Raw genomic sequence first — 23474 nt, 5'->3', positions numbered from 1 at the left:
ATGTTCATGCCAAAGCGTCTCCTGCCAGGCGATTATCATTCTACTTACTAAAAATTTCTCCTCATTTATTCATATTCAATTGCACTTTAAGCATATGTTGCACATACTCAGACGATTGCGGGGTTATGGATTCCCTTTCTGCAATAATTAGGTTGGGATTACTTTATGCAGAATAATGGATTTGCACTTACAGAAATAGTAGATCTGGCTGATCATGATGACCTTTTCGAACTATTGGATAATGAGCGTGTCTATGCCCTTTCACATCAAGGCATAACTGACGGCTTTTCCAGTGTCAAAGCGATCAGTCGCTCGACGGGGATTGAAACTCGTCGACTGTTGCAACCTCAACTTTCTCCAATAGATATCGCTGCTGTCATAGCAGAAAAACTGCAGTCGACTGTCGGATTTGAATGGGCAGACTGTCCGACAATTATGTTGTGTCATTCTCATACAAATCATGATTCTGCCCGGCAATTATGCGACGAACTTTCAAATATCCTGAGAGTACCTTCTAAGAAATTTATCGCATTAAACTACGGATGTGTCGGTTTTGTTGAGCTTCTGAAGCGTGCTGCCGAACTATTAGAAAATCTACCTGAGAGAGTCCACATTCCCCTACTCACTGTGGAAACTCCGGAACATTGGCATGATTCGTCTGACAAAGCATTCTGTGGAATCGTTTCTGCGGGAGCTACCGGGACGACGCTTTGGAAAGGTCCCGGTCACTCTTTGCTACATGTAGAAACATCTATAGAATACATTCCTGCAGAACGCCGTAAACAAGAGGTTCCTTTATTCTGGACTGAGCAAGGAGATATGTTTGATTTCCGAGGGCGTCCTGAGCATAAACTTGTAATGCACATGGATGGTGAGTCTGTTTTCCTGAACGGTGTTGACCTGATGCTGGAAGCGTGTTTGGAATCGTATGAACAAGTTGCAGGGCAAGCAGACCGGATCTTAATTGCACCGCACCAGCCCAGCGGAAAATTACTGAAAGCAATGATTGCAGCCGCACGCCAAGTCCCGATTACTGCTGATTACCTCAACAATCTACCATTTTACGGAAATTCCATTTCTTCTACGATTCCCACTATATTGGCACGTCTTGAAGAAGTGGTTTACGCGAATGATTATGCTCCAGTAAATGATGGCGATGTCATTCTTCTGCCGGCTGCGGGAATCTGCATGAACCGCCTGACAGATTCCATGTGCATCGGAAGAGCCGCCATCAAGTGGCAACCGGGGCGTTACGATAATGAGTCTTAAGCCGCATCTTGCTCTGAGATGCGTGTACCAAAGGCTTCTCGCCCTTCAATAATCGATCCTTTATCGAAGCGTTTGCCAAAATATAGCGCTTGAGCTGATTCATCACTAAGAACAGTTTCCGCATCTCCGCTTACCAGCACTTGACCGGCACTAATGATATAGCTGCGATCGGTAATGGTTAACGTTTCACGTTCGCGATGGTCGGTCAACAAAATTGAAATACCACTATCTCGTAAATCAGCAATAATGTCCTGAATGTCATGAATTGTTACCGGATCTATTCCCGTGAACGGTTCATCCAGTAAAATCAATTCAGGAGAACTTGCTAAACAACGCGCGATCTCTAAACGTCGTCTTTCACCACCTGAAAGTGTAGACGCAATCTGCTTTCTTTTTGTTGTTAGTCCAAATTGATCAAGTAAGTGATCTACAGTCTCGCGTCTTTGCTTGCGATTCAAATCCAGAAATTCGAGTATCGCATAGATATTCTGTTCGATCGAAAGTTTTACAAAAACGCTCTCATCCTGTGGCAAATATCCCATTCCCTGTCGAGCACGTTTATACATCGGCCAAGAAGTCACATCTGTTTCTTCAAGATAAACGCGTCCCTTGGTAGGAGCAACCATCCCGCATGCCATTCGAAAAGTTGTTGTCTTACCAGCACCATTCGGCCCTAAGAGCCCCACAATTTCGCCGCGTTCCACGTAAAAATCGACACCGTCGACAGCCCGTTTCCCAGGATAATCCTTTACCAAACCGACACATTCCAGCAATGCCATTGCAAACGTCCTCCTTGACGACCATTCTTTCGTTGGGGCTTCATAAATATTCTAGTAAAATCGATGATTCTGCTAAATATCGATTTCGTCTGCATTTTTTGATACCAATAGATGGCTATCGAATTCGTTTCATTCTGGAAAAATTAGGGTAAAACGGAAATGATAGCTTAGCATAAGGATCTTTGGGATAGGAACCCGGCGAAGTTTGATGATAGAAAAACCTCTTTAATGGTCCTACATTTGGTGAATAGCCACGACCATCATTCAGAAACGGAATGCCATGCGGCCAATAAATCATGAACGCTTTTCCAACCAGTGCAGAGCGAGGAACCGCGTGTCGCCGCTCGGCCTTGCGCTTATTATCCCAAAGACGACTATCTGCACTGCGCGCCGAGTTATCTCCCAGCACGAAAAACTCATCGTCTGCCATTTTCTCAAATCGTACCTGTTGACGATGATCTTCATATTGTCGACTCCATGCTGCCGGATCCCAAAGTAATTCCCAGAGGTGTGACCGATCGCCAGAATATTCCTGATTCTGATAATACTCAACAGAACGATAATAAATATCGCGTCGTAACAATAAATGAGAAACAACAAAATCAACATTGACCCCCGCAATTCCTACGGGAGCAAGATCACCATCGCGAGGTGCAGGAGAAACCGGTGGTTTATATTCTGTTTTGTTTTCCAAACTTACTTCCGAACCGTCAATCCACAAACAGAGCCTCTGATCAACATTAGCAAACATCACCGAATGTGATCCCTTCCCTTTCAAAACCGTCTCCGCAGTTGTCAGCTCAACTTCAACGGGCTTTGGGTTAGGAAAATCTTCTACATAATATAACTTTGCCTGACCTGTCTTGATATCAAAGCGCACCCGATAATGGCGATCTCCCCGCATGAGTTCAACAAAGAATTCGCCTTCGTTCGTCTGAATTTCAACATCAAAACTGACTGTCAAATCACCGACCCAAAAGGCGGCGTCATATTTAAAAATTCCCTTCGATAAGCCACCTGAATAATCATTGTAGGCTGTATAATCATTGATTAAGCGTGGTTGAGGCGGGGAGGACTGCATCGTCTGCTTAAATAGCTCAGGGTTTTCTTCAAGTAGTTCCCACTCAGATTGACGCGGGACAATATGTTGATAGCGTAACCATTGAAGATTTCTGATATCCGCAGCTAAGGAACTACCTTGGAATTGATAAGCGCGTGCTTCAGAATCAATTTCCCAGGCAGACTTTTTCAAATTCTGAAACTTCGTCTCATTGGGCGAAACCTGAGCCATGGGTGACCAGCGCTCAGGCCAATCATAATTTAAGATCTCTCTAGGTGGATAATCATCGTCGTAGACTAACTGTTGAACTGCCAGTTGTTTCTCCAAATTGTCTTTGCGAAGAATCTGAAATGGCTCTTTTTCATTTCTTCTGGCATAGACATCTCCCCGGGAAATCTGAATTTCTTCGCCAGGTAATCCAACCAATCGCTTGATGTAATTTGTCTGTGCTTCTTCCGGGTACTTAAAGACGATCACATCCCAGCGATCAGGGTCTCCAAAATCAAAAGGAAACTTATTGACGATAATCCGGTCCCCTGTAAAGGGATGCGCATTCCGAAGATCAGTATAGTATCGGCAGTTGGGACAATAAGCTCCCGTAACTTTTTTATCTGAATCATAATATCCAGATTTTCCGATCAGTTCATCACTGGCACCCACGGCGTATTTCACACCACACTCGGCACAACTCAATTCTTTATGACGACCATACAACGTTGGTGCCATTGACCCCGTTGGAATCACGAACGCTTCTGCTGAATAAGCACGAAATACAAAAGCAAATACCAAGGCAATAATGATTGACTCTAACGTATCACGAATTTCATTATGTCGGCCGCGGGCCTTTTCACTCTCATCCCTCTTTTTTTCAGTTTGTTCTACTGGAAGTTTTTTCGATTTTACTTTATCAGTTTTTTTTGCCATCTCAGACGACCTATCATTAATTCAATGAAAACTTAAGACTGCGGTTGATTATTTTCAGTTAGCCTCAGTTATTCGCTGTAAGGATCGATTTATGAAAATTTTTATGAAATTCAGGGAATTTATTGCAAAATAACCAGTATTACTGTCACTGAATATAACGAATTCGGGAGAAATCTGGAATGCGCATGTGGCCAACATGATCTCCGATTTTCACCTCTCCTTGACGTGAGGGTAAATGCACCAAAAAAGGCTTTCCCAGTAAGTATTTATAGTCTACTTTTCCATCTGACCAACTCCTGCTGTCTAATGAAACGGGACTATTGTCACCGAGTACAAAATAACTCTGGTGATCCAGTTGATAAGATTCATCGACACCATGTAGCGCCTTACCGCGTGTGTAGTGAATATCTCGGAATAGTTTTAGATTTGAAATGTAAAAATCCCCCCCATTGGCACCAAATCGAACAGGTACACGAATTTCTTTCCGCGGAGTTGCGGTCTCACCATATAAAAGCGGCTTGTAAACCAATTGCCCATCGATGGCTAACAAAACCTGACGGTCCATAACAGACATCTCAAGCAATACGGTTCGAGTCCGAAAATCACCGGAAAGATTGCCAGTACGTATCGCTTTTTTTTGACCATCTACAAATAGCGAAACCCGTCTTTGCTGAAAGTCAAAAACATTTCTAAACTTATGATGTCCCTCAAAAACTTCAATCGCAAACTCGCCCACTCCGGAATTGACTTTCAAATCACATTGAAACATGACATCGTGAACAGGAATTGCTTGTTGATTTTCGACTCCTGTATTGTAACCATAATCATCAAAGAGCGGAGATACATGCGATTTTTCATATAGTAATGCAATCGCATAACGGAATTCCTCATTTGTTGTTTGATCAAGATATTGATGACAAGTCTCTGCCGACATCGTCCCTTTACAGATCAATTTTTTTTGTTCTTCATCATATTTAATGTTCGCTAAAACCGGTTCTGGTTTTTCGACCTCTGCGGGCCACTCCTCAAGTGAAACTGATGTCACATAGTGTCCGCCTTGTCGTATCCAATGTTGGTAATTCACCCAGGCCCATTCGTTTCTGCTAGATACATTCGGTGAACTTTCATGATTTTCGTCAAAAATAAAACCATCTTCTTTAGCGATCCAAGCTCTTTTACTCCTCAAGTGATCCCCATTTGGTGACTCACACTCGTCAGGCAGTAAACGCGGTTGAAAGAAATCATCCTTAGTCGGTCGATAGTGATGATCATAAACTAGTAACCGAACAGCACGTTGAATTTTTAGATTTTTACGCTCAATTTTGCCATTGATATATAAATCACCATTTCTAACTTGAACTGACTCTCCCGGCAGACCAACCACTCTTTTTACATATGCTTGTGTTGGTTTCATTGGATTTTGAAATACAGCAACACTCCAGCGTTCTGGTGGCTTTAGATAATAAGCATGTTTGAAGACAAGTAGCTGGTCACCTTCGTTTCTTGGAACATTCGATAAATCTATCGAATGCGTACCACAGTTAGGACATGTCGCATATTGACCAGCCTGCTGAAATGATTCACCATCCGAATGTCCTTTTGCCTGAAAGCGGTTCCCTGAAACGGAATCATCATATGCGACACCATAAGTAAATGAAAAATCGCACCGAGGACAAATCACCTGTTTATGATAACCCAACAAGGAGGGTGCCATAGATCCCGTAGAAATCATATATCCTTCGGCTTGAAATGTCCTGAAGAGAATCACTGCAATCGCCAGCGAGACGACGGACTCTAACACCATACGAAACAGGTTGGAACGGCCTTCCACCTCTTCAGTTTGAGATTCGATTTGACTTGAAGGGTGGTGCATCGTGACATACAAAAAAAGAAACCAGAGTCTTCTGAAATAGTATTTCAGAAAGCAAAATCTTTAGAATCTAATGATACTAAAAGCCACAAGCCTGAGGAAATAGAGAAACACTCTCTGATGATATGATGATCGCGAATATTTAATTTTCGGTGATCCGTTCACTATTGACTGCTATGTAAAATTAACACAAGCTGGATGAAGAAAGAGCTCTTAAAGTTTCACTGACAAACAACTTATCCAACAAAGCAGAACAATAGCAACATAATCACCCAGAGTGCTCCGAGAAAATGCCATACTACCGAACAGGCATGGACTCCCCAGTGATATTCATGGTCATACTGATTGAGATACGCTCTAAAGATGATCATCCCCAGAAGACCAAAGGCGACCAGAAAATGGGCAGCGTGCAGTAATACAAAGGAAAAAAGAACACCATAGCTACTGGGATAATTGTACGCATTTTTGAGATGCTCTACACCAAGTAGGATTTCTGAGTGTTGCCGGAGAAGATGAACCAATCCTAAAGTTTGAATTACAAAAAACGCCCCACCTAAAAGAAACGTAAGATTCAAACAATTCCGAAACTGCTGTTGCTTTTCCTGCCGGACAAAATACAAAGCACGGTGAATCGAAATGCTTCCCAAAAACAGAAGAGCCGTACTCAACCAAAGAAGTGGAGGAATTACGAGAGCCACTGGTTGATGATGCTCAGCCAAGTTAACACGTACAATTATATATGCGAGTAGTCCACCCATAAAAAGCACTGCGACACTAAACAGGAAGATTGCCAAACCAAAATCTCTTTGGCTTAGCCGATCTCGAGAAGTGAATAACAGCGCAAAACGATTTCGAACAGTTCGACTCCGGAAAGTGGACATACTAACCTGCCACCGTACTTAAACGAGGAGTAGTTACTAGCGCTCATCATGAGAAGAATGAGCAAAAGCTATCTTTATTGTCACAGAGAACTTGACCAAGTTCAACATTATTTTTGAGTTGGTGCCGTTTCAGGTGCTGGTGCCGGTGCAGGCATAACAGCATTGGAAGCTTTGTCTTGCTGAAATCCTTTAACATAATCGTCGTAAGCATGTGAGTCCAGCAAAATCATACAAAGAAAGAAGGCAGCAAAGACAATTGAGAAAAAGAATGCAATTCGATTAAGAGGCTTATCGTACCATAGGTGCATAAAAATAAATACAACTAACGAAGCCTTAATCGTGGCAATCGTCATCGAAACAATGACATCTGCTCGTCCCACATCAAACTTAGCCGCTTCAACTGTGAGGACAGTTAAAGCAACCAATACTATAAAAACTCCTACTAAAACTTTGACAGGTACAATATGCACCTCACAAGTTTGAGTATCGTCTGAGTGAGTCTCGCTTTCAGCATGAGTTGACATGATGAATCATTCCGTCTCTTTTTATTAAAATAATTTGAAGCCCAAAAGCTTTCTCATTGATTGAATTAACAACATCCACTAATTGATCAGGTATAACAACGGGAATAGATAGATCCAGATTAAGTCAACCAGATGCCAATACAGGCCTACAAAATCCACGGCCCCAAAGTAATAAGTTGTAAACGCGCCATGAACAGTCCGAACAATAAGCCAACTGATAGCAATCATTCCACCTACAATATGAATTGCATGTAAGCCAGTCATACAGAAATACACACTAAAAAACGTACCAGCCAATTTGGGTTCAGGTACTTTTTCTTTTTGCTTTGCATACTCTGCGGGAATAGTTTCTGCCATCTCAATTTCTTGATCCGTCGGTTCAGCTGCATGCCCAAAATGATGATAACCAATACTGGCATATGCTCCTAACTGCATACCAATTGCTGAAACCAAAACACATCCTGCGACTGTCGCAAGTGTCTTCTTATTCGGATTTTTAATCAGTGCACCAAAGCCGATTCCGGCAAGGACAATCACTCCCCATAACACTGTAGTCATGTAAGAAAGTGTGTGCTTCGTTTTCTCAAACAAAGCATCATCACTATGATCATCTGCACTCGCATGTGCATGATCTGATGCATCTTTACCATTCGCAGCCGGTGCTGCCGCTTCGTCTCCATGTTCATGATGCTCAGGGCTCTGGTACATACCTGCCCATAAGAGGCCATGGTGTGCTTTTTCTGTGTACTCAAAGGACTTCACTCCCAGGAAGATCGCAGCACAGGCAAGTGTGGTCACCAGACAGACCAAAAGGCCTCTCGTTTGACCTAGTTGAGCACAACGGACTCCCCACGCCATTGTCAAGCTACTGAAGAGCAATACAACTGTGTTGGCTGCACCTAAAACGGTATCCAGAAACTGGCTGGCATACAGGAATACTTCAGGATGTAATGAGCGATAGACGGCGTAAAAACCAAATAAGCCGCTAAAGAACAAAACTTCCGTGACCAGAAACAGCCAGATCCCCAGCTTTCCTGTGTCAAACTGTTGCTGGTGAGAGTCAAAATGATGCGCCAAGCGGGAATCATGATGTTCATGATCGTGACTATCAACATGTTCGTCTGTGGTAGTGGTGGCCGCAGTATTCATTAAACTTCATTATCTCCTGATGCGGTCGTTGCTCCCGTCTTTTTTTCATGACACTCAACAGGAACGAAACCTTCAACTTCCTCATCGTAAACGACCGACTCCATCACGTACGGATCACCGGCATGTGGAGGATGGTCGAAGTTATTATGAGGTGGTGGCGAAGAACACTGCCACTCAAGTGATGCGCCTCCCCATGGATTTGCGGGGGCCTTCTTTCCACGATAGACTGAATAAATCAACGTAGCAGCCATCAAAGCGGAACTAATCCCTAACAGATATGCTCCCATTGTTGACATAATATGTAAATTTTGAAATTCAGGTAAATACGTATAATACCTTCGTGGCATTCCTCGAGTTCCCAAAATAAATTGTGGGAAGAACGTCAAATTGAACCCGGTAAACACACCCAGACAAGCAATCCGCCCCCAGAATTCGCTAAACAACTTACCGCTGATTTTTGGCCACCAGTGATGCACTGCCGCAAACAGTCCCACCAGAGAAGAACCCATCATCACATAATGAAAGTGAGCTACCACGAAGTAAGTATCATGTAAGTGAATATCAGTCGCCAGAGTTGCCAAAAACAAACCAGTCAAACCACCGATGGAAAAGATAAAGATAAAGGACAATCCATAACACATGGCCGTGGTAAACCGAATTGAGCCTTTATACATCGTCGTCAGCCAATTAAACACTTTAATAGCCGACGGGATAGAAACACTAAAGGTAATCGCACTGAAAATGACAGCGACTACTTTAGATTGTCCGGACACAAACATATGGTGTCCCCATACGAGAAAGCCAAATATGGCAATTGCAATACTACTGTAGGCAATAAAACGATATCCAAAAATGTGTTTGCGACTATGGACAGCGATAACCTCGCTGATTACACCCATGGCTGGTAGAATCATCACATAGACAGCAGGATGGGAATAGAACCAGAAGAAGTGCTGAAACAAAACCGGGTCACCACCTAATGCGGGATCAAAAATTCCGATGTGAAAGGCACGCTCTACTACCAACAGTAGACCGGTAATTCCAAGGACGGGTGTAGCTAATACTTGAATCAAGGCTGTTGCGTAAAGTGCCCATAAAAATAAAGGCATCTTAAACCAGGACATTCCTGGAGGACGCATCGTATGGATGGTGACAATAAAATTCAATCCGGTAAAAATGGAACTGAAGCCCAATATAAACACACCTAATAAAGCCGTGATGACAGCCGTATTTGTGGTGATACTATATGGTGTATAAAATGTCCAACCAGTATCTAGCCCACCTAAAACGATGGCGGCTACAAAAAATGCCGCGCCAAACATCCAAAGGTAAAAACTACAAAGATTCATACGCGGAAACGCAACATCTTTCGCCCCCAGCATGACCGGCAAGATCACATTTCCTATCGCGGCTGGTACACCAGGAATGATTACCAGGAATGTCATGATGGCACCATGCAGCGTAAACATCTGATTGTAAGCATCAGGGCCCATCAGAATTTTAGTCGGTGATAATAGCTCGGTTCTCAATAGAACGGCAAAGATTCCTCCAAAAAAGAAAGAAGCTGTGACGCCTATCAAATACATAACACCGATTCGTTTATGATCGAGAGTGAAAAACCAGCTTTTCCAACCTTTCGAACAGTTTAAATAATTTAATTCTCGGTATTGGACCGGTAAATTCGATTTTGGATTGGAGGAGTCAACTACAGTTGCCATCTTCCAGCCTCCTGGATAAGTTCAAATAACGTTGGATTAAAGAATCCAGAAACACAATTGAGAACCTAGTTCTCAATTTCAATTTAATTCGCTCAATTCTTACAAGTGTAATACAGAATATTTCTATTATTTTAGACTCTTGATGAATGCAATAATGGCCGTAATATCTTGATCAGTTAGTTGCCCTTTAAACGTAGGCATAATTGGTCGAAATCCGACCACGATTTTAGACTGCGGTTCGAGAATCGAGTTACGAATATAATTCGCATCTGCGATAGCTGAAGTTCCATCAGTAAACTTTCGCTCGCTTCCGAAGAGGCCTTTGAATGAGGGACCATTCTTTTTCACACCATCAATGGAATGACACTGTATACAACCTCTCGTTTTGTAAAAATATTCTCCTGCTTCCACAGGTGTCTTATTTTTATGAATATCAGCAGCAACTTTTAGCCACTTATCAAAGTCGCCACGTGTTTCATGAACGACTACTTTTGAGATCATTTCTGAATGCTTCTGACCACAATATTCAGCACACATTAAAGGATATGTGCCTGCTTTCGTTGCGTTAAACCATTGTTGTGTGTAGCGTCCTGGAACGACGTCCATTTTTGTTCGGAATGCGGGAACCCACAAACTGTGAATCACATCATCTGAGGACATTGTTAGAGTCACATTTTCACCTTTGGGAATATGTAACTCACTTTCAATCCAACCATTAGGATACTTAAACGCCCAGGACCATTTTTTGGCAACCACATCAATTTCGTAAGAAGAGTCGGGTGGCGTTCGCATGTCTAGATAGGAAGTGAAACCAATCCAAAACATAATAATGACTAGAAGTGTAGGAATCACAGACCAGGAAAGTTCGAGCATCAGGTTATGGGTGGCGGTTTTTTCTGCTTCAACTCCAGGTCGATGGCGGTACTTAAACATAAACAACGCCATTAAACCGACGATCAACACAAAGAAAAACGTGCAGACATAGAGGATAAAGAAGTATACAAAATCGCTCGATTCTGCCACTGTAGAACTCTGGGGCGGGAACCAGAACCCGGCCTCGTCATTCGCTAATAAGTTCGGGATGAATAGTTTCATCTGCATTCACACAATCAACTGTTGAGTGTTAAAAATAATAAAGTCGTTACCAAATCCAGCTCAAACACAAATATGTTTAGTAAAAGAAACCAGTTTAACTCAGGTTCCGTCTGCTGTTTTTTGTGTTTGGACTATTTCGATTTCTGTTCTGCCTTTTCGACCCCGCCAATAGGGAATCAAAACGACAGTCAGAATAAAGACGGTCGCAAAACCACCAATTTTCATAATATTGCGAGCAGTCGGGGCATACCGACCACTGTCTGCATCGTAATGGAAGCAAAACAGTAAAAAACGATCAATGGTTGAACCAATCTTACCTTCTGATGCTTCAACTAAGGCTAATTTTAATGTCTGCTCTGGAAATTGAATTCCATATAAATATCTGGAAATGCGGCCGTCAGGAGTACACACAACCAAAACAGCCGGGTGTGCAAATTCCTTGCGTTCCTCAACGTATTTGTACTGTACTCCAATTGCCTTTGCTATTTCTGTAATCGCTGGCTGATCACCACAAAGGAAGTGCCAACCGTCGCCTGTTCCCGAACGATTATATTCTTTATAGTATTTTTGCTTTGTTAAATTGGCACGCTGATATGTCTCTTTCGGATCAATACTCACGGACACGAAATCATATTGTTGACCTGTTGACCACTCTAAATCCTTAAGCCCCCTGACCAACCCTGTCAGCTGTAACGAACACAGCATCGGACAATTAGAATAGTTCAGAGAAAGAATTACGGGACGATCTTTCTTAAAATAATCCTCGAGTTTAACCCGTTTACCATTACTGTCCTGAAATTCTAATCCTAAAGGAAGACGACTATCCAGATGCTCAATCACATCGAGAGACTCGATATCCTTAGGTGCTTTTTCCATACGCTCTGCCTGCACAGGCATTACAAATAATGCCGAGAGAAAAAGAGTCAGAATAAAGGACTGTTTAGAGTTCATGGTTTCTTTGTTTTTGCTTTTGCCTGCTTCTTCTGTTCCTCTTGAACAACAATCTGCATAGCTTGGTCAATAGGTATTGCTACGATATTTTTATCCTGATCGATCCAACGATATTCAGTGAGAGCAGCTGCCTGATTGGCGAGAATACTCTCCGCATTTACTTCTGGAACATTAATTACTTTTTTTTCGTTTTCCGTCTTTGCAAATGCGTAATAAAACGCGGCAATCCCGAATACAAGGAAAAAAGTAATAATGGTTCCTACGGTCCCAACATAAGCGATCATCGTTGTATCGAGATCATCATATGCTGCTTTATGACTCGACATATTCCGTTCTCTTATTTCTAAAGGAGCCAATCTTTTACCAGACCAGCCGGTGATTAAATATTGTGAAACTTAAGTGACTCTTCTAGCCTTGGATCTCTCACCGGCATCACTGATTTTTGCCCAGCAAATTTCAGTAATCCAGCAACATAGATTCCACCAACTCCAACCGTACAACAGATATTCATTAAGATCATTGCGAAGGAAACGCCTAAGAAATCACCGCTTCCTGATTTTACATTCGGCATTACAAGCCAGAAAATATCAATCCAGTTCATGACCAGTAAGTACGCGGCCCAGAAAAACAAAGTTTTGGGATTCCGCTTCATCCAACGTGACATGAAGAATACAAACGGAATCGCAAAGTGACCGATGACCAGGATCAAAGAAATGATTCCCCAACCATGCTCTTGACGGTGAAGGAAAAATACAGTTTCTTCAGGAATATTGGCATACCAGATCAAAAGATATTGCGAAATGGCGATGTACGCCCAGAAGCAGTTGAAAGCAAACAGTAACTTACCAACATCATGTAAATGCTCAACATTGATCGGCTCTTGCAATAGACCTTTGCTACGGAGGTAAATTAAAGTGATAGCCAGAGTGCTAAAGAAACCAACTAGACCAGCAGCAAAATAATAGACTCCAAAAATTGTACTGAACCAGTGAGCGTCCAGAGACATTATAAAATCGATCGCAGCAAATGAAATCGTAAATGCATAAAGCAAAAGTGCCGGACCACTCCGCCGCTCCATCAAAAGTGTTAATTCAGGGTCACCATTTTCGTCCTGAGCAACGGACTTATTTAAAAAGAAACGTGCCAGAAATATCCAGGATCCAAAATAGATCACATATCTTAGTGCAAAAAAACCACTATTTAAGTAAGGGGCCTTGGCCTGCAAAAGGTGATCACCAGCAACATTTTTAGAACTCGCCCATTGATATAAAATATCGCTTCCAGAAAGCGTCACTAACACAATTGGCAGTACCAGGACAGCTAAAGGGATCACTCCCATTGAAATAAATTCAGAAATACGACGTAAGACAACACTCCAACCCGCGCGTGTCAATTGTTGAATCAATACAAAAAACAACGCACCTAGAGAAATGCTCAAAAAGAAAAAAGTACTTTGCAGATAAGAGAACGCGAAAAGTTCCGTTCCGTTATCCATTAAAAACCCCAACACAAATGCCACTGGCAATAGCACTGAGCATCCAAGGGCGACTTTCATAGGAAGCGGCCCCAGTTCAGCCAGTGTTTGAACGGAAACTTTATTATTTGTGTCAGATGAGGTTTGCATAACTTTTCTTGTTCACCACGGATTAAAATTCTACAAGTTGCCAGTGGAGTTTACTTTATTACTTAATGTCTCGAAGTTTTCTTTTTTCAGCTTCTGAAATCGTATCTGCGTCAATTTGATGACTCTTCTGCAACGCTTTCAAATAAAGAACTATGGCCCAACGGTCCTCAGGTGTCACTTGTGAACCATATGCAGGCATTTTGCGGACACCGTTCGTAATCGTATGATAAAGTCGCCCGATGGGAAGCTTTCGTACATTTTCTGTATGATAAGAGGCTGGTTTCACCCAGGTTCCCTGTAGTAATTCCATGGCTCTAAGCGTAACCAGACCATCACCCTCACCGCCGAGCCCATGACAGGCAGAGCAGTAAATTCGATAGCGTTCTTTACCACGAGCCATCAGTTTTTCTGTAACTGGTACCGGAAATTCTGTCACCCAAGGCAACTTGTCCAGCTTGGCTGCAACAGGATCCACTGCAGCAGGAGCGGCAGGTTTTTCTGCTGGTGCCTTCTTGTCAGTAGCCGTTTTATCGTCTGCTTTTTTCTCTTCCTGTAATGCAATCGTTACCACATCTTGATCTTCAGGAAGGTACTTCAAACCATAATAGAAAGGAATATTGTCGTCTTTGAATTGCCCACGAGGAATAGTTCCTTTGAGATTGGGACGAATTTCCCGACCATCGGGAAAGAGGTTTGTCGTATTTTGAGCCTTCAGACTGGGCTGGAAGTCCATGTCCTGGATAATATGAATCCGCGGATCTGGCGATGTTGTTGTACGTACATAAGCCACCAAACCGGCCAAGAGTAACATCACTACGCCAACCAGACTCAAGCCCAATGTGAGATTACGAGGTAATTTGGGAGATTCGGTATCAGACCAAAACTCTTCAACATTAATCGGGTTAAGTGAGTTCAAAAACTCGCCCGTATCGATCTCAGAAAACTTTGCATCTTTTGCGTCCATACTGACAAAGAACCGGTCATTTGTCACACGACGAAACGCCTCTGACTTAAAAATCGGATTGTATAGCTTTGGCAACTGATTCAAGCCCAGCATTCCCAAAAACGCACCAAAGGCAGCCAACAAAACAGAAAGTTCGAACGTAATCGGAATACTGGCGGGAATACTAAAAAGGGGCTTACCACTGATTAGGAAAGGATAATCGACAGCGTTCATCCAATATTGCATGCCAACGGCAATCGTACCACCGGTGAGCCCACAGCCGGCAACAATCCAAGGTAGAATAGTCCACTTGATCCCCATCGCTTCATCAATTCCATGAATCGGAAAAGGAGTGTGTGTATCCCACTTACGATAGCCCGCATCACGGACTTTCTTTGATGCTTCGATCAATGCATCAGGATCATCGAACTCAGCAAGTAACCCAAGAAGTTCAGGCTCTGCTTTTGCTTTTGTTTCTTCTGATTGTTCGATCGTCGTTGCCATAATTTTTTAATTCAATAATAAGTTAAGTCGTATTTGACTGACATGCTGCTAGTGTGAGTTCTGATCAATGATCACCTTTGCCATGAGGACGCGGCATTACACTTTTGACTTCTGCCATTGCAACCATAGGCAAAAATTTACAGAAGAGCAGAAACAATGTCATAAACAAACCGAAACTACCAATTAACATTAAAACATCAACAATGGTGGGTTTGAAATATCCCCAACTGGAGGGCAGAAAGTCACGACTTAGGGATGTGACCGTAATTACAAAACGCTCAAACCACATACCAATATTCACAAAAATACAAACCACAAAAATCATCCAGGGGGTGGTGCGGATTTTTTTAATCCAGAACAACTGAGGGCTGATGACGTTGCAAGTCACCATAATCCAATAGGCCCAGGCATAGGGACCAAAAGCCCGGTTAATGAAAGCAAAGGTTTCATAACGGTTACCACCATACCAGGCAATGAAAAATTCCATCGCATAGGCATATCCCACCATCGAACCTGTGGCGATAATCACTTTAGTCATGTTTTCGAGGTGACGATCAGTGAGTAAATCCTTGATTCCGCAAATCGATCTGACGGGAATCATTAAAGTCAACACCATCGCAAACCCACTAAAGACCGCACCTGCCACAAAGTAAGGAGGGAAAATTGTTGTATGCCAACCTGGTAACTGAGAAACAGCAAAGTCAAAACTAACGATGGTATGCACACTTAACACCAGTGGTGTCGCCAAAGCGGCTAGTAGAAGGTAAGCTCGTTCGTAACGATGCCAATGCCTGGAAGAGCCATTCCATCCCAGCGAAAACAAACCATAGGCAAATTGTTGAATTTTTCCTTTTGCCCGATCTCGCAACGATGCCAAGTCAGGAATCATGCCCATATACCAGAACAAAAGGGAAACTGTTGCATAAGTTGAAACAGCAAACACATCCCATAACAAAGGACTACGAAAGTTAGGCCACATTGCCATCTGGTTGGGAATTGGGAATAACCAATACGCCAGCCAAACCCGACCAATGTGAATCCCAGGAAACAAGCCTGCACAAATGACGGCAAAAATTGTCATTGCTTCTGCAGCACGGTTGATTCCAGTCCGCCAGTCTTGACGGAACAAAAATAAAATAGCCGAAATCAAAGTACCAGCATGGCCAATTCCGACCCAGAACACGAAATTCACAATCGGCCAGCCCCAGAAGACAGGACTGCGGTTACCCCAGACACCGACACCTGTGATGATCAAGTACCCCACCAGACCAAACAGCATTCCCATCAGGGAAGCCGAAATACCCAACGCCACATACCAAGCCAAGGGCGTTTTGCATTCAGCCAGTCTACAGACGGCGTCGGTCACTGTGCCATAATTGTGGGCGCCGGTCACAAGCGGTGTTCGCTTACCGGGAACTTCGATTGTTGTGTCAATTGGCTCTGCTGTTACTGAAGCCATGGCTTTTGATATCTTTACTTATAATTCTAAGGATTGGTAAATCTAACCGTTAAACTCATCTCTATTTCTTAATTACTAATGCTTTTCCGTTTTTTCTTGGTGATCAGCATCAGCGTGTTGCTCTCCATACCCATGCCCCTCTGTCGATGGTTTTGCCAAAGAAGGATGCGGATTTAATATACGGGCCAAGTAAGCGGTTCTCGGTTTGATATTCAACTCAGAGAGAACCGCATAGGATCTAGGATTTGCATGTGCTTTAGCAACAAGTGATTTCTCATTATTCAAGTCACCGAATTCAATGGCTTTTGCGGGACATGCCTGTTGGCAGGCAGTGACAATTTCACCATCTTCAATGGGACGCTGCTCATTTTTGGCTTCAATCTGGACAGCCTTAATACGCTGCACACAATAAGTACATTTTTCCATGACTCCACGATGACGCACAGTCACTTCAGGATTGAGAACCAATGCCTGTAATTTTCGATTAGGATCCTCGTAGACCTTGTTGTAGTTAAAGTAATTAAACCTTCGTACCTTGTAAGGGCAGTTATTCGCACAATAACGGGTTCCTACACAGCGATTATACACCATGTCATTTAACCCTTCGTCTGTATGCACAGTCGCAGCAACCGGGCAAACCTGCTCACAAGGAGCCAATTCACATTGCTGGCAAAACATGGGTTGAATCGAAACACCAGGATTATCAACATCATCACCGGTAAAGTAACGATCTACACGCAACCAATGCATCTCACGACTATTGATCACCTGTTCGCGCCCCACAACAGGAACATTATTTTCTGCCTGACAGGCAACCATACAGGCATTACAGCCAACACATTTTGTTAAATCGACAGACATTCCCCAAGCTTGCCCCTCATAGGAAAGCTCTTCCCATAAGGATTTCAGTTCAGGATGGTGTGTTCGCCCTTTGGCAAAACTGGGATCCTTTTTGTACTCACTGACGTCGCCTTCACGAACAAGCTGGCCAACCCGACCTTGAATTTCGCCCACACCAACAGTGTCGATACTATGATGATCTTGAGTAATCGCGAGTTCGTATTGCTTATTCGTTTTTTCAACCTTCAGTCCGGTAGCAAAATCTGTTTTCCCCTTTGACTGGAGCGCTGCAATATTTTCCCCAACCGGTGCAACATCCCGAGCAACATCACCACCGACGAGACCGGCTGCTGTTCGACCATACCCCAAGGCCACTGCAATCGAATTCGGAGCCTGCCCTGGAAGTACATAGGCTGGCAGTTCGAGCGATTTCCCATCCAAAATCAGCTTTACGACAGAACCAAATTCCACTCCCAGACTCTTGGCCGTACTGGGGGCAATAATCGCAGCATTATCCCAAGTGACTTTTGTAAGGTTGTCGGGAGTTTCCTGCAACCAACCACTGTTTGCAAATCGGCCGTCATAAACTTGTGGGCTGGGATAAAATACCAACTCAAACTCTTCGGTAGCTGCCTCAGCAGTTTTCGCTGGCGGTAGTGTCTTTGCTTTGGGCGATACAGCATCCAGTGTACTCCCCTTTAAAACACCATCATGTACCAGACGACGCCAGGAAGCGTTCACGGCCATCGGATCTAATGAACCCTTCACAGCTTCTTTAATCAATTCCAGAGTACTCGGATGTTTTTCGCCGCATAACATTGCCAGTAGTTCAACTTCTGACTTGCCATCATGCAGTGGCTCAATCAGAGGTTGTGCAACACATAGTGTCCCGTCATAAGAACGAGCATCACCCCATTGCTCAAAGGGATGCGTTTTCGGGAGGTGCCACTTACATAACAGAGAGGTCTCGTCCTCATATTCACCCAGATGAATAGAATTGGGAACTTTAGTCAATGCAGTCACAAAGTCGATATCACCGGGAGCGTTATAAGCAGGATTCCCACCAATAATCACTAACGTATCGACGGCTCCAGACTGCATTTCTGCAGTCAATTTTGCCAATGCATCAACAGAAGAAATGTCTCTCGCCAAGGGCTCTTTGGTATAGCGAATCGTTTTACCAACATTACCCAACCGCTCATTCAATGCGTGAACCTGGGCATGCAGTTCAGCAGGCTGACCTGCTCCAATCGCAACCAGACTCATTCCCTGATTGGCAACCAAATCCTCAGCCATAGCTGCGAGGACTTTTTCTGCATAACTATCACCGGCGGCTTCCGATTTCTTGCCTGACAACAAACCTTGAACCTGGTTCTCAAGCTTTGTGAGAAAGAAACCAAGATCGACAGAACGTGTTGGCAGTCGATGGTCAGCTGCGAGTCCGGTAGTTGTGAATCGACTTTCGACAGCATACAAACGATTCATTTCGCCTGCTGCAGGATCGCGGCGGGCAGCCCAATCACGTGTATGCAGCAACGCTGCCGGATGCTCAGACAGCAAGTCCTCATCCAGACAAACCACAATGTTTGCTTTACTCAAATCGAAATGTGGCCGAATCACTTCTCCGAACGCAAGCTTTGAACCAGCGTAGACATTGTCGCGAGAACAAGCGGTATAATCATACCACTGAGACTTTGGAAACAGCGTAGCAAACTTTTCCTGCAAACCTTTCCTGGCAGCCGAAGAACTTACATCAGCCAAGACACAAACCTTGGCACCACCATCTTTTTTTGCCTGACCCAAGACAGAATCGGAATACTCAAAAAACGCCTGCCAATCACGAGCGTATCGCCCACCATCTCTCCGCTCCACAACCCCTACAGCCCGATCAGGATCATATAGCGACAACGTTTCGGACTGTGCAAAAACAGAGGAAGCCCCTTTACTTTGTGGTGAATCGGGATTCCCTTCCACCTTGATCGGCCGACCATCATAACAAGTCACCAGCAGACTTTCAGCCAGCCCCCCCAACTCCATAAACGTCGCATATTTCTGCGGCATCCCAGGAATCAGACCTTCAGGGCGTGATACACTAGGAGATATCTTTTCATCTTCCCAGCGACAACCTGAGACCCCAGCCAGAGCCACAGAAGCACCCATAATCTGCAACCAGCGACGACGCGAAACCCCTTCAGGATACTCGGAAGCTGCAACTGGAAACTCTCGATCTAAAATCTCTTGAAACTCCGGCGTGGAATGCAATTCATTCAAACTTCGCCAATACTTCTTATCCACAACCGAACCCCTTAGCGGTGACACGTAGAACAATTAGTAGAAGGATTCAAATTCAACTCCTCACGAACCTTTTCACCCACCTCATGCGGATCACCATCAGGTGCCCAATCGAGTTTAGTCACAAACTCTGGTGGACGAAGGTTAGGCTCAGGATTCCGATGACACTTCAAACACCAGCCCATACTCAGCGGCTCCACCTGAGTCACCTTTTCCATCTTGTCGACTCGCCCATGACAGGCAACACAACTCACACCACGACGCACATGAGCACTATGATTAAAATAAACATAATCGGGTAAATCATGAACACGTCGCCACTGTATCGACTTACCTGTCGCTTGACTTTCGCGAACTGGTGCAAGCTTTGCACTTGTTGCATGAACGGCAACAGTATTGACGACTCCATTAGCATCAGCGCCACTATGACAGTTCAAGCAAGTAGAAGTGGGCGGAATCGCGGCGTGCCCAGCAACTTCAACAGTATTATGACAATAGCGGCAATCCAGCTTCAGCTTACCCGCATGCAAGGCATGACTAAAAGGCAGAGGCTGTTCAGGCTGATAACCCACGTCAGTAGTTTCAGGGCTGGCCCCAAAGGCTACCATTCCAATGACATACAAAACACCAACTGCACCGAGCGCACCTAGTACCGGCACAATTGTATTTGCCCATTTCGGAAATAGAAAACGATCCATTTTGAGATACCTGATGAGACCTTTCGAGCAAAACCATGACCCAAAAGTAGATAGAACCTCTGGAATTAAAATGGCTATCGACGGTCAAAGCGGACTTTTCACATTGTGATAGGGAAGAAACCCCTAATTCAGTAGGAAGGATAGATGTATGAAGAAAACTAAGCAATGCATTCTCAGAGTAATAACCATAAGATTCTTGGACTCGGGAGATCGTGGATCAGAAATTCTCAAATATGGGGACAGTTTGAAAAACTTTGCCGCTTAAGCAGTCAAGAGAACGCCAAGCAAAGACCTCCACGCCGGAATCATGCCTACCCAACTCCAAAATTTTTCACATAGCTTTATGTCAAAACAAGATTTTAATTGAACACAATTTCACCAACACATATATGACACTCTATTTTAATAATAAGCTGCTTTATCATTATTATTAATCACAAATTGACGCACATGAATCCCGGCAGCCACTAACAGAGTAATATCGAAAGCACTGGAAATGACTTGATTACTGCCATGTTCGAGTCAAGCATTCCCAAATTCAATATATGTGAATGAGCTGAGTGACCTCAATTTTGTCACAGTTTCTGGGAATATTACTTTGCCCCCTCTGTAGCCCCATAGTCTTAATACATTCAGTCCTGTAATTTGTTCTGGTGATGCCTACGCCGGCAAAATTATTGATGAAAGTGGTTCCATAGAAAAGTGGCAAGAGAAAAAAGTGAAAACTAATTCCTCCCAAAGTTAAGAGCTAAATCATATTGAACCTTCAGGCAATATCACCCCACCTCAACTATCGCAAAATATGTTTCAAGGAATCGAAGAAGCTTTCATCCTGCACCGACGATAGGCATGGATTATCATTCACTCACAGGATCGTGAAAAGCAATCTGACATGAGAGCCTTGCTAAACGAAATAGCTACTTATACCCTACTACCAACCTAATCACCGGGCTGATTCTGAAATTTCTCTTTCTTTCTTCAAACGTCAATCAATCATTACAGGCATCACATGAGCGATAAAATCCGCTGGGGTATTCTGAGCACTGCAAAAATTGGCACATTACAAGTCATTCCCGCAATGCAAAAAGGGAACTTCAGTGAAGTAACTGCAATTGCGTCACGAAATTTGGCGCAAGCAAAACAAGTCGCCTCTCAATTAGGGATTGCGCGTGCTTATGGATCTTATGAAGAACTCCTGGAAGATCCCGACATTGACGTGATCTATAATCCCCTGCCCAATCACATGCATGTTCCCTGGTCAATCAAGGCCATCCAGGCAGGTAAACATGTACTCTGTGAAAAACCGATCGGGTTATCATCCGAAGAAGGTCAAACACTACTTGACTGTGCCCAGAAACATTCTGAATTGAAAGTGATGGAAGCTTTTATGTACCGCCATCACCCTCAGTGGCAATTGGTACAAAAGATAGTGCAGGAAGGAAAAATTGGCACGCTGCGTACCATTCAATCGTTTTTCTCTTACTTTAATGATGACCCTCAAAACATTCGTAATCAATCTGAGCTTGGTGGAGGGGGCTTGATGGATATTGGCTGCTATCCGATTTCCCTTTCGCGATTCATCTTTGATGAGGAACCCAACCGCGCCTTTGGAATTGCTGAATATGACTCCACACTCAACATAGATCGATTGACTTCTGCAACCTTGGAATTCCCTAATGGCAGTTCGACATTCACATGTTCTACGCAACTTAACCCTTACCAGCGCGTACACATTCATGGTACAGAGGGAAGAGTGGAAATAGAAATTCCCTTTAATGCCCCCATCGATCGACCATGTAAAGTCTGGCTGCAAACTGGTACTGAAATCAATGAAATTGAATTGGAAGTTTGCAACCAATACACAATTCAGGGAGACTTATTTTCCCAGGCAGTCCTCAATAACACGTCTATTCCGACTCCACTCGAAGATGCTGTTTCCAATATGAAAGTCATCGAAGCAGTTGTAGAAAGCAATCGCCTTGGAAGTTGGGTCAATTTATAAGAAAAGCTGCCAATAATAGTTTAAGCTGTCTGGCAGCTCCAACCTGTTTTGTTGACCTAAAAAATAACCGAACCCGGTTAATAGCGCATACAGAGAGTACTGCCCATCCATATTTATTTTTTGCAACTGGCCCCTGGTTTTCGAATCGCTGTTACACAGGTATCGATTATTTGGGAGCAAGGACCATGATCATATTTCTTCCGCTGGCCATCGCGGGAGATTGTTCGACTTTAGACAAATCAGAAAGTTGCTCCTGAATTTCCCCTAAGATCGTTCGCCCTAGTTCGTGATGTGCATTTTCGCGACCACGAAACATGATATTAAACTTGACCTTGTCCTTCTGTTCCAGAAATTTTCGGGCACTCTTCAGCTTAAATTCGATGTCATGCTTTCCAATTTTGGGACGCATCCGAATTTCTTTGAGTTGTACATGATGTTGTTTCGTGTTTTTGCTAGTCTTTTTTTTACGCTCATACTTCAGCTTCCCATAGTCCATAATTCGACAGACTGGGGGTTTTGCATCAGAGGCGACTTCAACCAGATCGAGATTTGCATCCATCGCCAACTTTAAAGCATCTGCTGTGGGAATCACTCCTAATTGTTCCCCGTCTTGATCAACGACCCTCACCGGACTAATCCGTATCTGGTCATTAAGTCTCTGCGTTGTTTCGATTGCTTATTTCTCCTTGTTATGTAAAAAAAGGGTTTTATGTTTTGCTCAACAGGAAATGAGAACTCCCAGCAAAACACACTTGCTTAATTATAGTCTCTATGAAAAAAAGAACATCTCCTTTGAGATGCTAATTACCACAGACCAGAATCTGGGAAGATCTTCTGGCTCAACTAGATTATTATATCTTAAGTTATCTCAATCCTGAAAGAGAGACAAGTA

At 43.5% G+C, this 23474-nt stretch carries 18 protein-coding genes; 2 read left to right on the top strand and 16 right to left on the bottom strand.

Annotated features, from left to right (window positions below):
• Positions 1-165: 165 nt before the first annotated feature.
• A complete protein-coding gene (locus tag V202x_RS02595) occupies positions 166-1269 on the top strand; it encodes a hypothetical protein (RefSeq protein WP_145170925.1) in 1104 nt (367 codons plus the stop codon).
• Here the strand turns inward: V202x_RS02595 and lptB are convergent.
• The 15 genes from lptB to V202x_RS02515 form a co-directional block, all read right to left on the bottom strand.
• Positions 1266-2048: an LPS export ABC transporter ATP-binding protein gene (gene lptB, locus V202x_RS02590; protein ID WP_145170923.1), complete on the bottom strand. Its 783-nt coding sequence runs from the start codon at positions 2046-2048 to the stop codon at positions 1266-1268. The genes V202x_RS02595 and lptB overlap by 4 nt on opposite strands.
• Before the next feature lie 115 nt (positions 2049-2163).
• A complete protein-coding gene (gene lepB / locus V202x_RS02585) occupies positions 2164-4032 on the bottom strand; it encodes a signal peptidase I (RefSeq protein WP_145170921.1) in 1869 nt (622 codons plus the stop codon).
• Positions 4033-4177: 145 nt separating this feature from the next.
• Entirely contained in the window at positions 4178-5905 is a 1728-nt protein-coding gene (gene lepB, locus V202x_RS02580; protein ID WP_145170919.1) for a signal peptidase I, read from the bottom strand.
• A 233-nt stretch (positions 5906-6138) separates the two neighbouring features.
• Entirely contained in the window at positions 6139-6783 is a 645-nt protein-coding gene (locus V202x_RS02575; protein ID WP_145170917.1) for a heme-copper oxidase subunit III, read from the bottom strand.
• Positions 6784-6890: 107 nt separating this feature from the next.
• Positions 6891-7307, bottom strand: coding sequence for a cytochrome C oxidase subunit IV family protein (locus V202x_RS02570; protein ID WP_145170915.1), 417 nt, complete (start codon positions 7305-7307; stop codon positions 6891-6893).
• Positions 7308-7385: 78 nt separating this feature from the next.
• Positions 7386-8456 carry a cytochrome c oxidase subunit 3 gene (locus tag V202x_RS27335; RefSeq protein WP_197993183.1) on the bottom strand — a complete coding sequence of 357 codons (1071 nt, stop codon included), beginning with the start codon at positions 8454-8456 and terminating at the stop codon, positions 7386-7388.
• A complete protein-coding gene (locus V202x_RS02555; protein WP_145170912.1) occupies positions 8456-10174 on the bottom strand; it encodes a cbb3-type cytochrome c oxidase subunit I in 1719 nt (572 codons plus the stop codon). The genes V202x_RS27335 and V202x_RS02555 overlap by 1 nt, the downstream gene beginning before the upstream one ends.
• Before the next feature lie 126 nt (positions 10175-10300).
• Positions 10301-11269, bottom strand: a complete 969-nt coding sequence (coxB, locus tag V202x_RS02550) for a cytochrome c oxidase subunit II (protein WP_232098798.1) — start codon at positions 11267-11269, stop codon at positions 10301-10303.
• A 99-nt stretch (positions 11270-11368) separates the two neighbouring features.
• A complete protein-coding gene (locus V202x_RS02545; protein WP_145170908.1) occupies positions 11369-12220 on the bottom strand; it encodes an SCO family protein in 852 nt (283 codons plus the stop codon).
• Positions 12217-12546: a hypothetical protein gene (locus V202x_RS02540; protein ID WP_145170906.1), complete on the bottom strand. Its 330-nt coding sequence runs from the start codon at positions 12544-12546 to the stop codon at positions 12217-12219. The genes V202x_RS02545 and V202x_RS02540 overlap by 4 nt, the downstream gene beginning before the upstream one ends.
• Before the next feature lie 53 nt (positions 12547-12599).
• Complete coding sequence (locus V202x_RS02535; RefSeq protein WP_145170904.1) at positions 12600-13844, bottom strand: quinol:cytochrome C oxidoreductase; 1245 nt, start codon at positions 13842-13844, stop codon at positions 12600-12602.
• A gap of 58 nt (positions 13845-13902) precedes the next feature.
• Complete coding sequence (locus V202x_RS02530; protein WP_145170902.1) at positions 13903-15291, bottom strand: quinol:electron acceptor oxidoreductase subunit ActD; 1389 nt, start codon at positions 15289-15291, stop codon at positions 13903-13905.
• 64 nt (positions 15292-15355) lie between these two features.
• Positions 15356-16750: an NrfD/PsrC family molybdoenzyme membrane anchor subunit gene (gene nrfD / locus V202x_RS02525; RefSeq protein ID WP_144981092.1), complete on the bottom strand. Its 1395-nt coding sequence runs from the start codon at positions 16748-16750 to the stop codon at positions 15356-15358.
• Between the two features lie 75 nt (positions 16751-16825).
• Positions 16826-19885 carry a TAT-variant-translocated molybdopterin oxidoreductase gene (locus tag V202x_RS02520; protein ID WP_145170900.1) on the bottom strand — a complete coding sequence of 1020 codons (3060 nt, stop codon included), beginning with the start codon at positions 19883-19885 and terminating at the stop codon, positions 16826-16828.
• Between the two features lie 11 nt (positions 19886-19896).
• The gene (locus V202x_RS02515; RefSeq protein WP_145170898.1) at positions 19897-20580 is read right to left on the bottom strand and encodes a cytochrome c3 family protein; all 684 of its coding nucleotides are present in this window, start codon (positions 20578-20580) and stop codon (positions 19897-19899) included.
• Positions 20581-21589: 1009 nt separating this feature from the next.
• Here V202x_RS02515 and V202x_RS02510 point away from each other — a divergent pair.
• Complete coding sequence (locus V202x_RS02510; protein ID WP_145170896.1) at positions 21590-22582, top strand: Gfo/Idh/MocA family protein; 993 nt, start codon at positions 21590-21592, stop codon at positions 22580-22582.
• Positions 22583-22748: 166 nt separating this feature from the next.
• On the opposite strand, the gene infC is transcribed toward V202x_RS02510, so the two are convergent.
• Positions 22749-23255: a translation initiation factor IF-3 gene (gene infC / locus V202x_RS02505; protein ID WP_144990642.1), complete on the bottom strand. Its 507-nt coding sequence runs from the start codon at positions 23253-23255 to the stop codon at positions 22749-22751.
• Positions 23256-23474: the final 219 nt, after the last annotated feature.

Source organism: Gimesia aquarii, assembly GCF_007748175.1.
In the GTDB taxonomy this organism is placed as follows: domain Bacteria; phylum Planctomycetota; class Planctomycetia; order Planctomycetales; family Planctomycetaceae; genus Gimesia; species Gimesia aquarii_A.
Note: the sequence above shows the minus strand (reverse complement) of the source record. Positions and strands in the feature narration are given on the sequence as shown.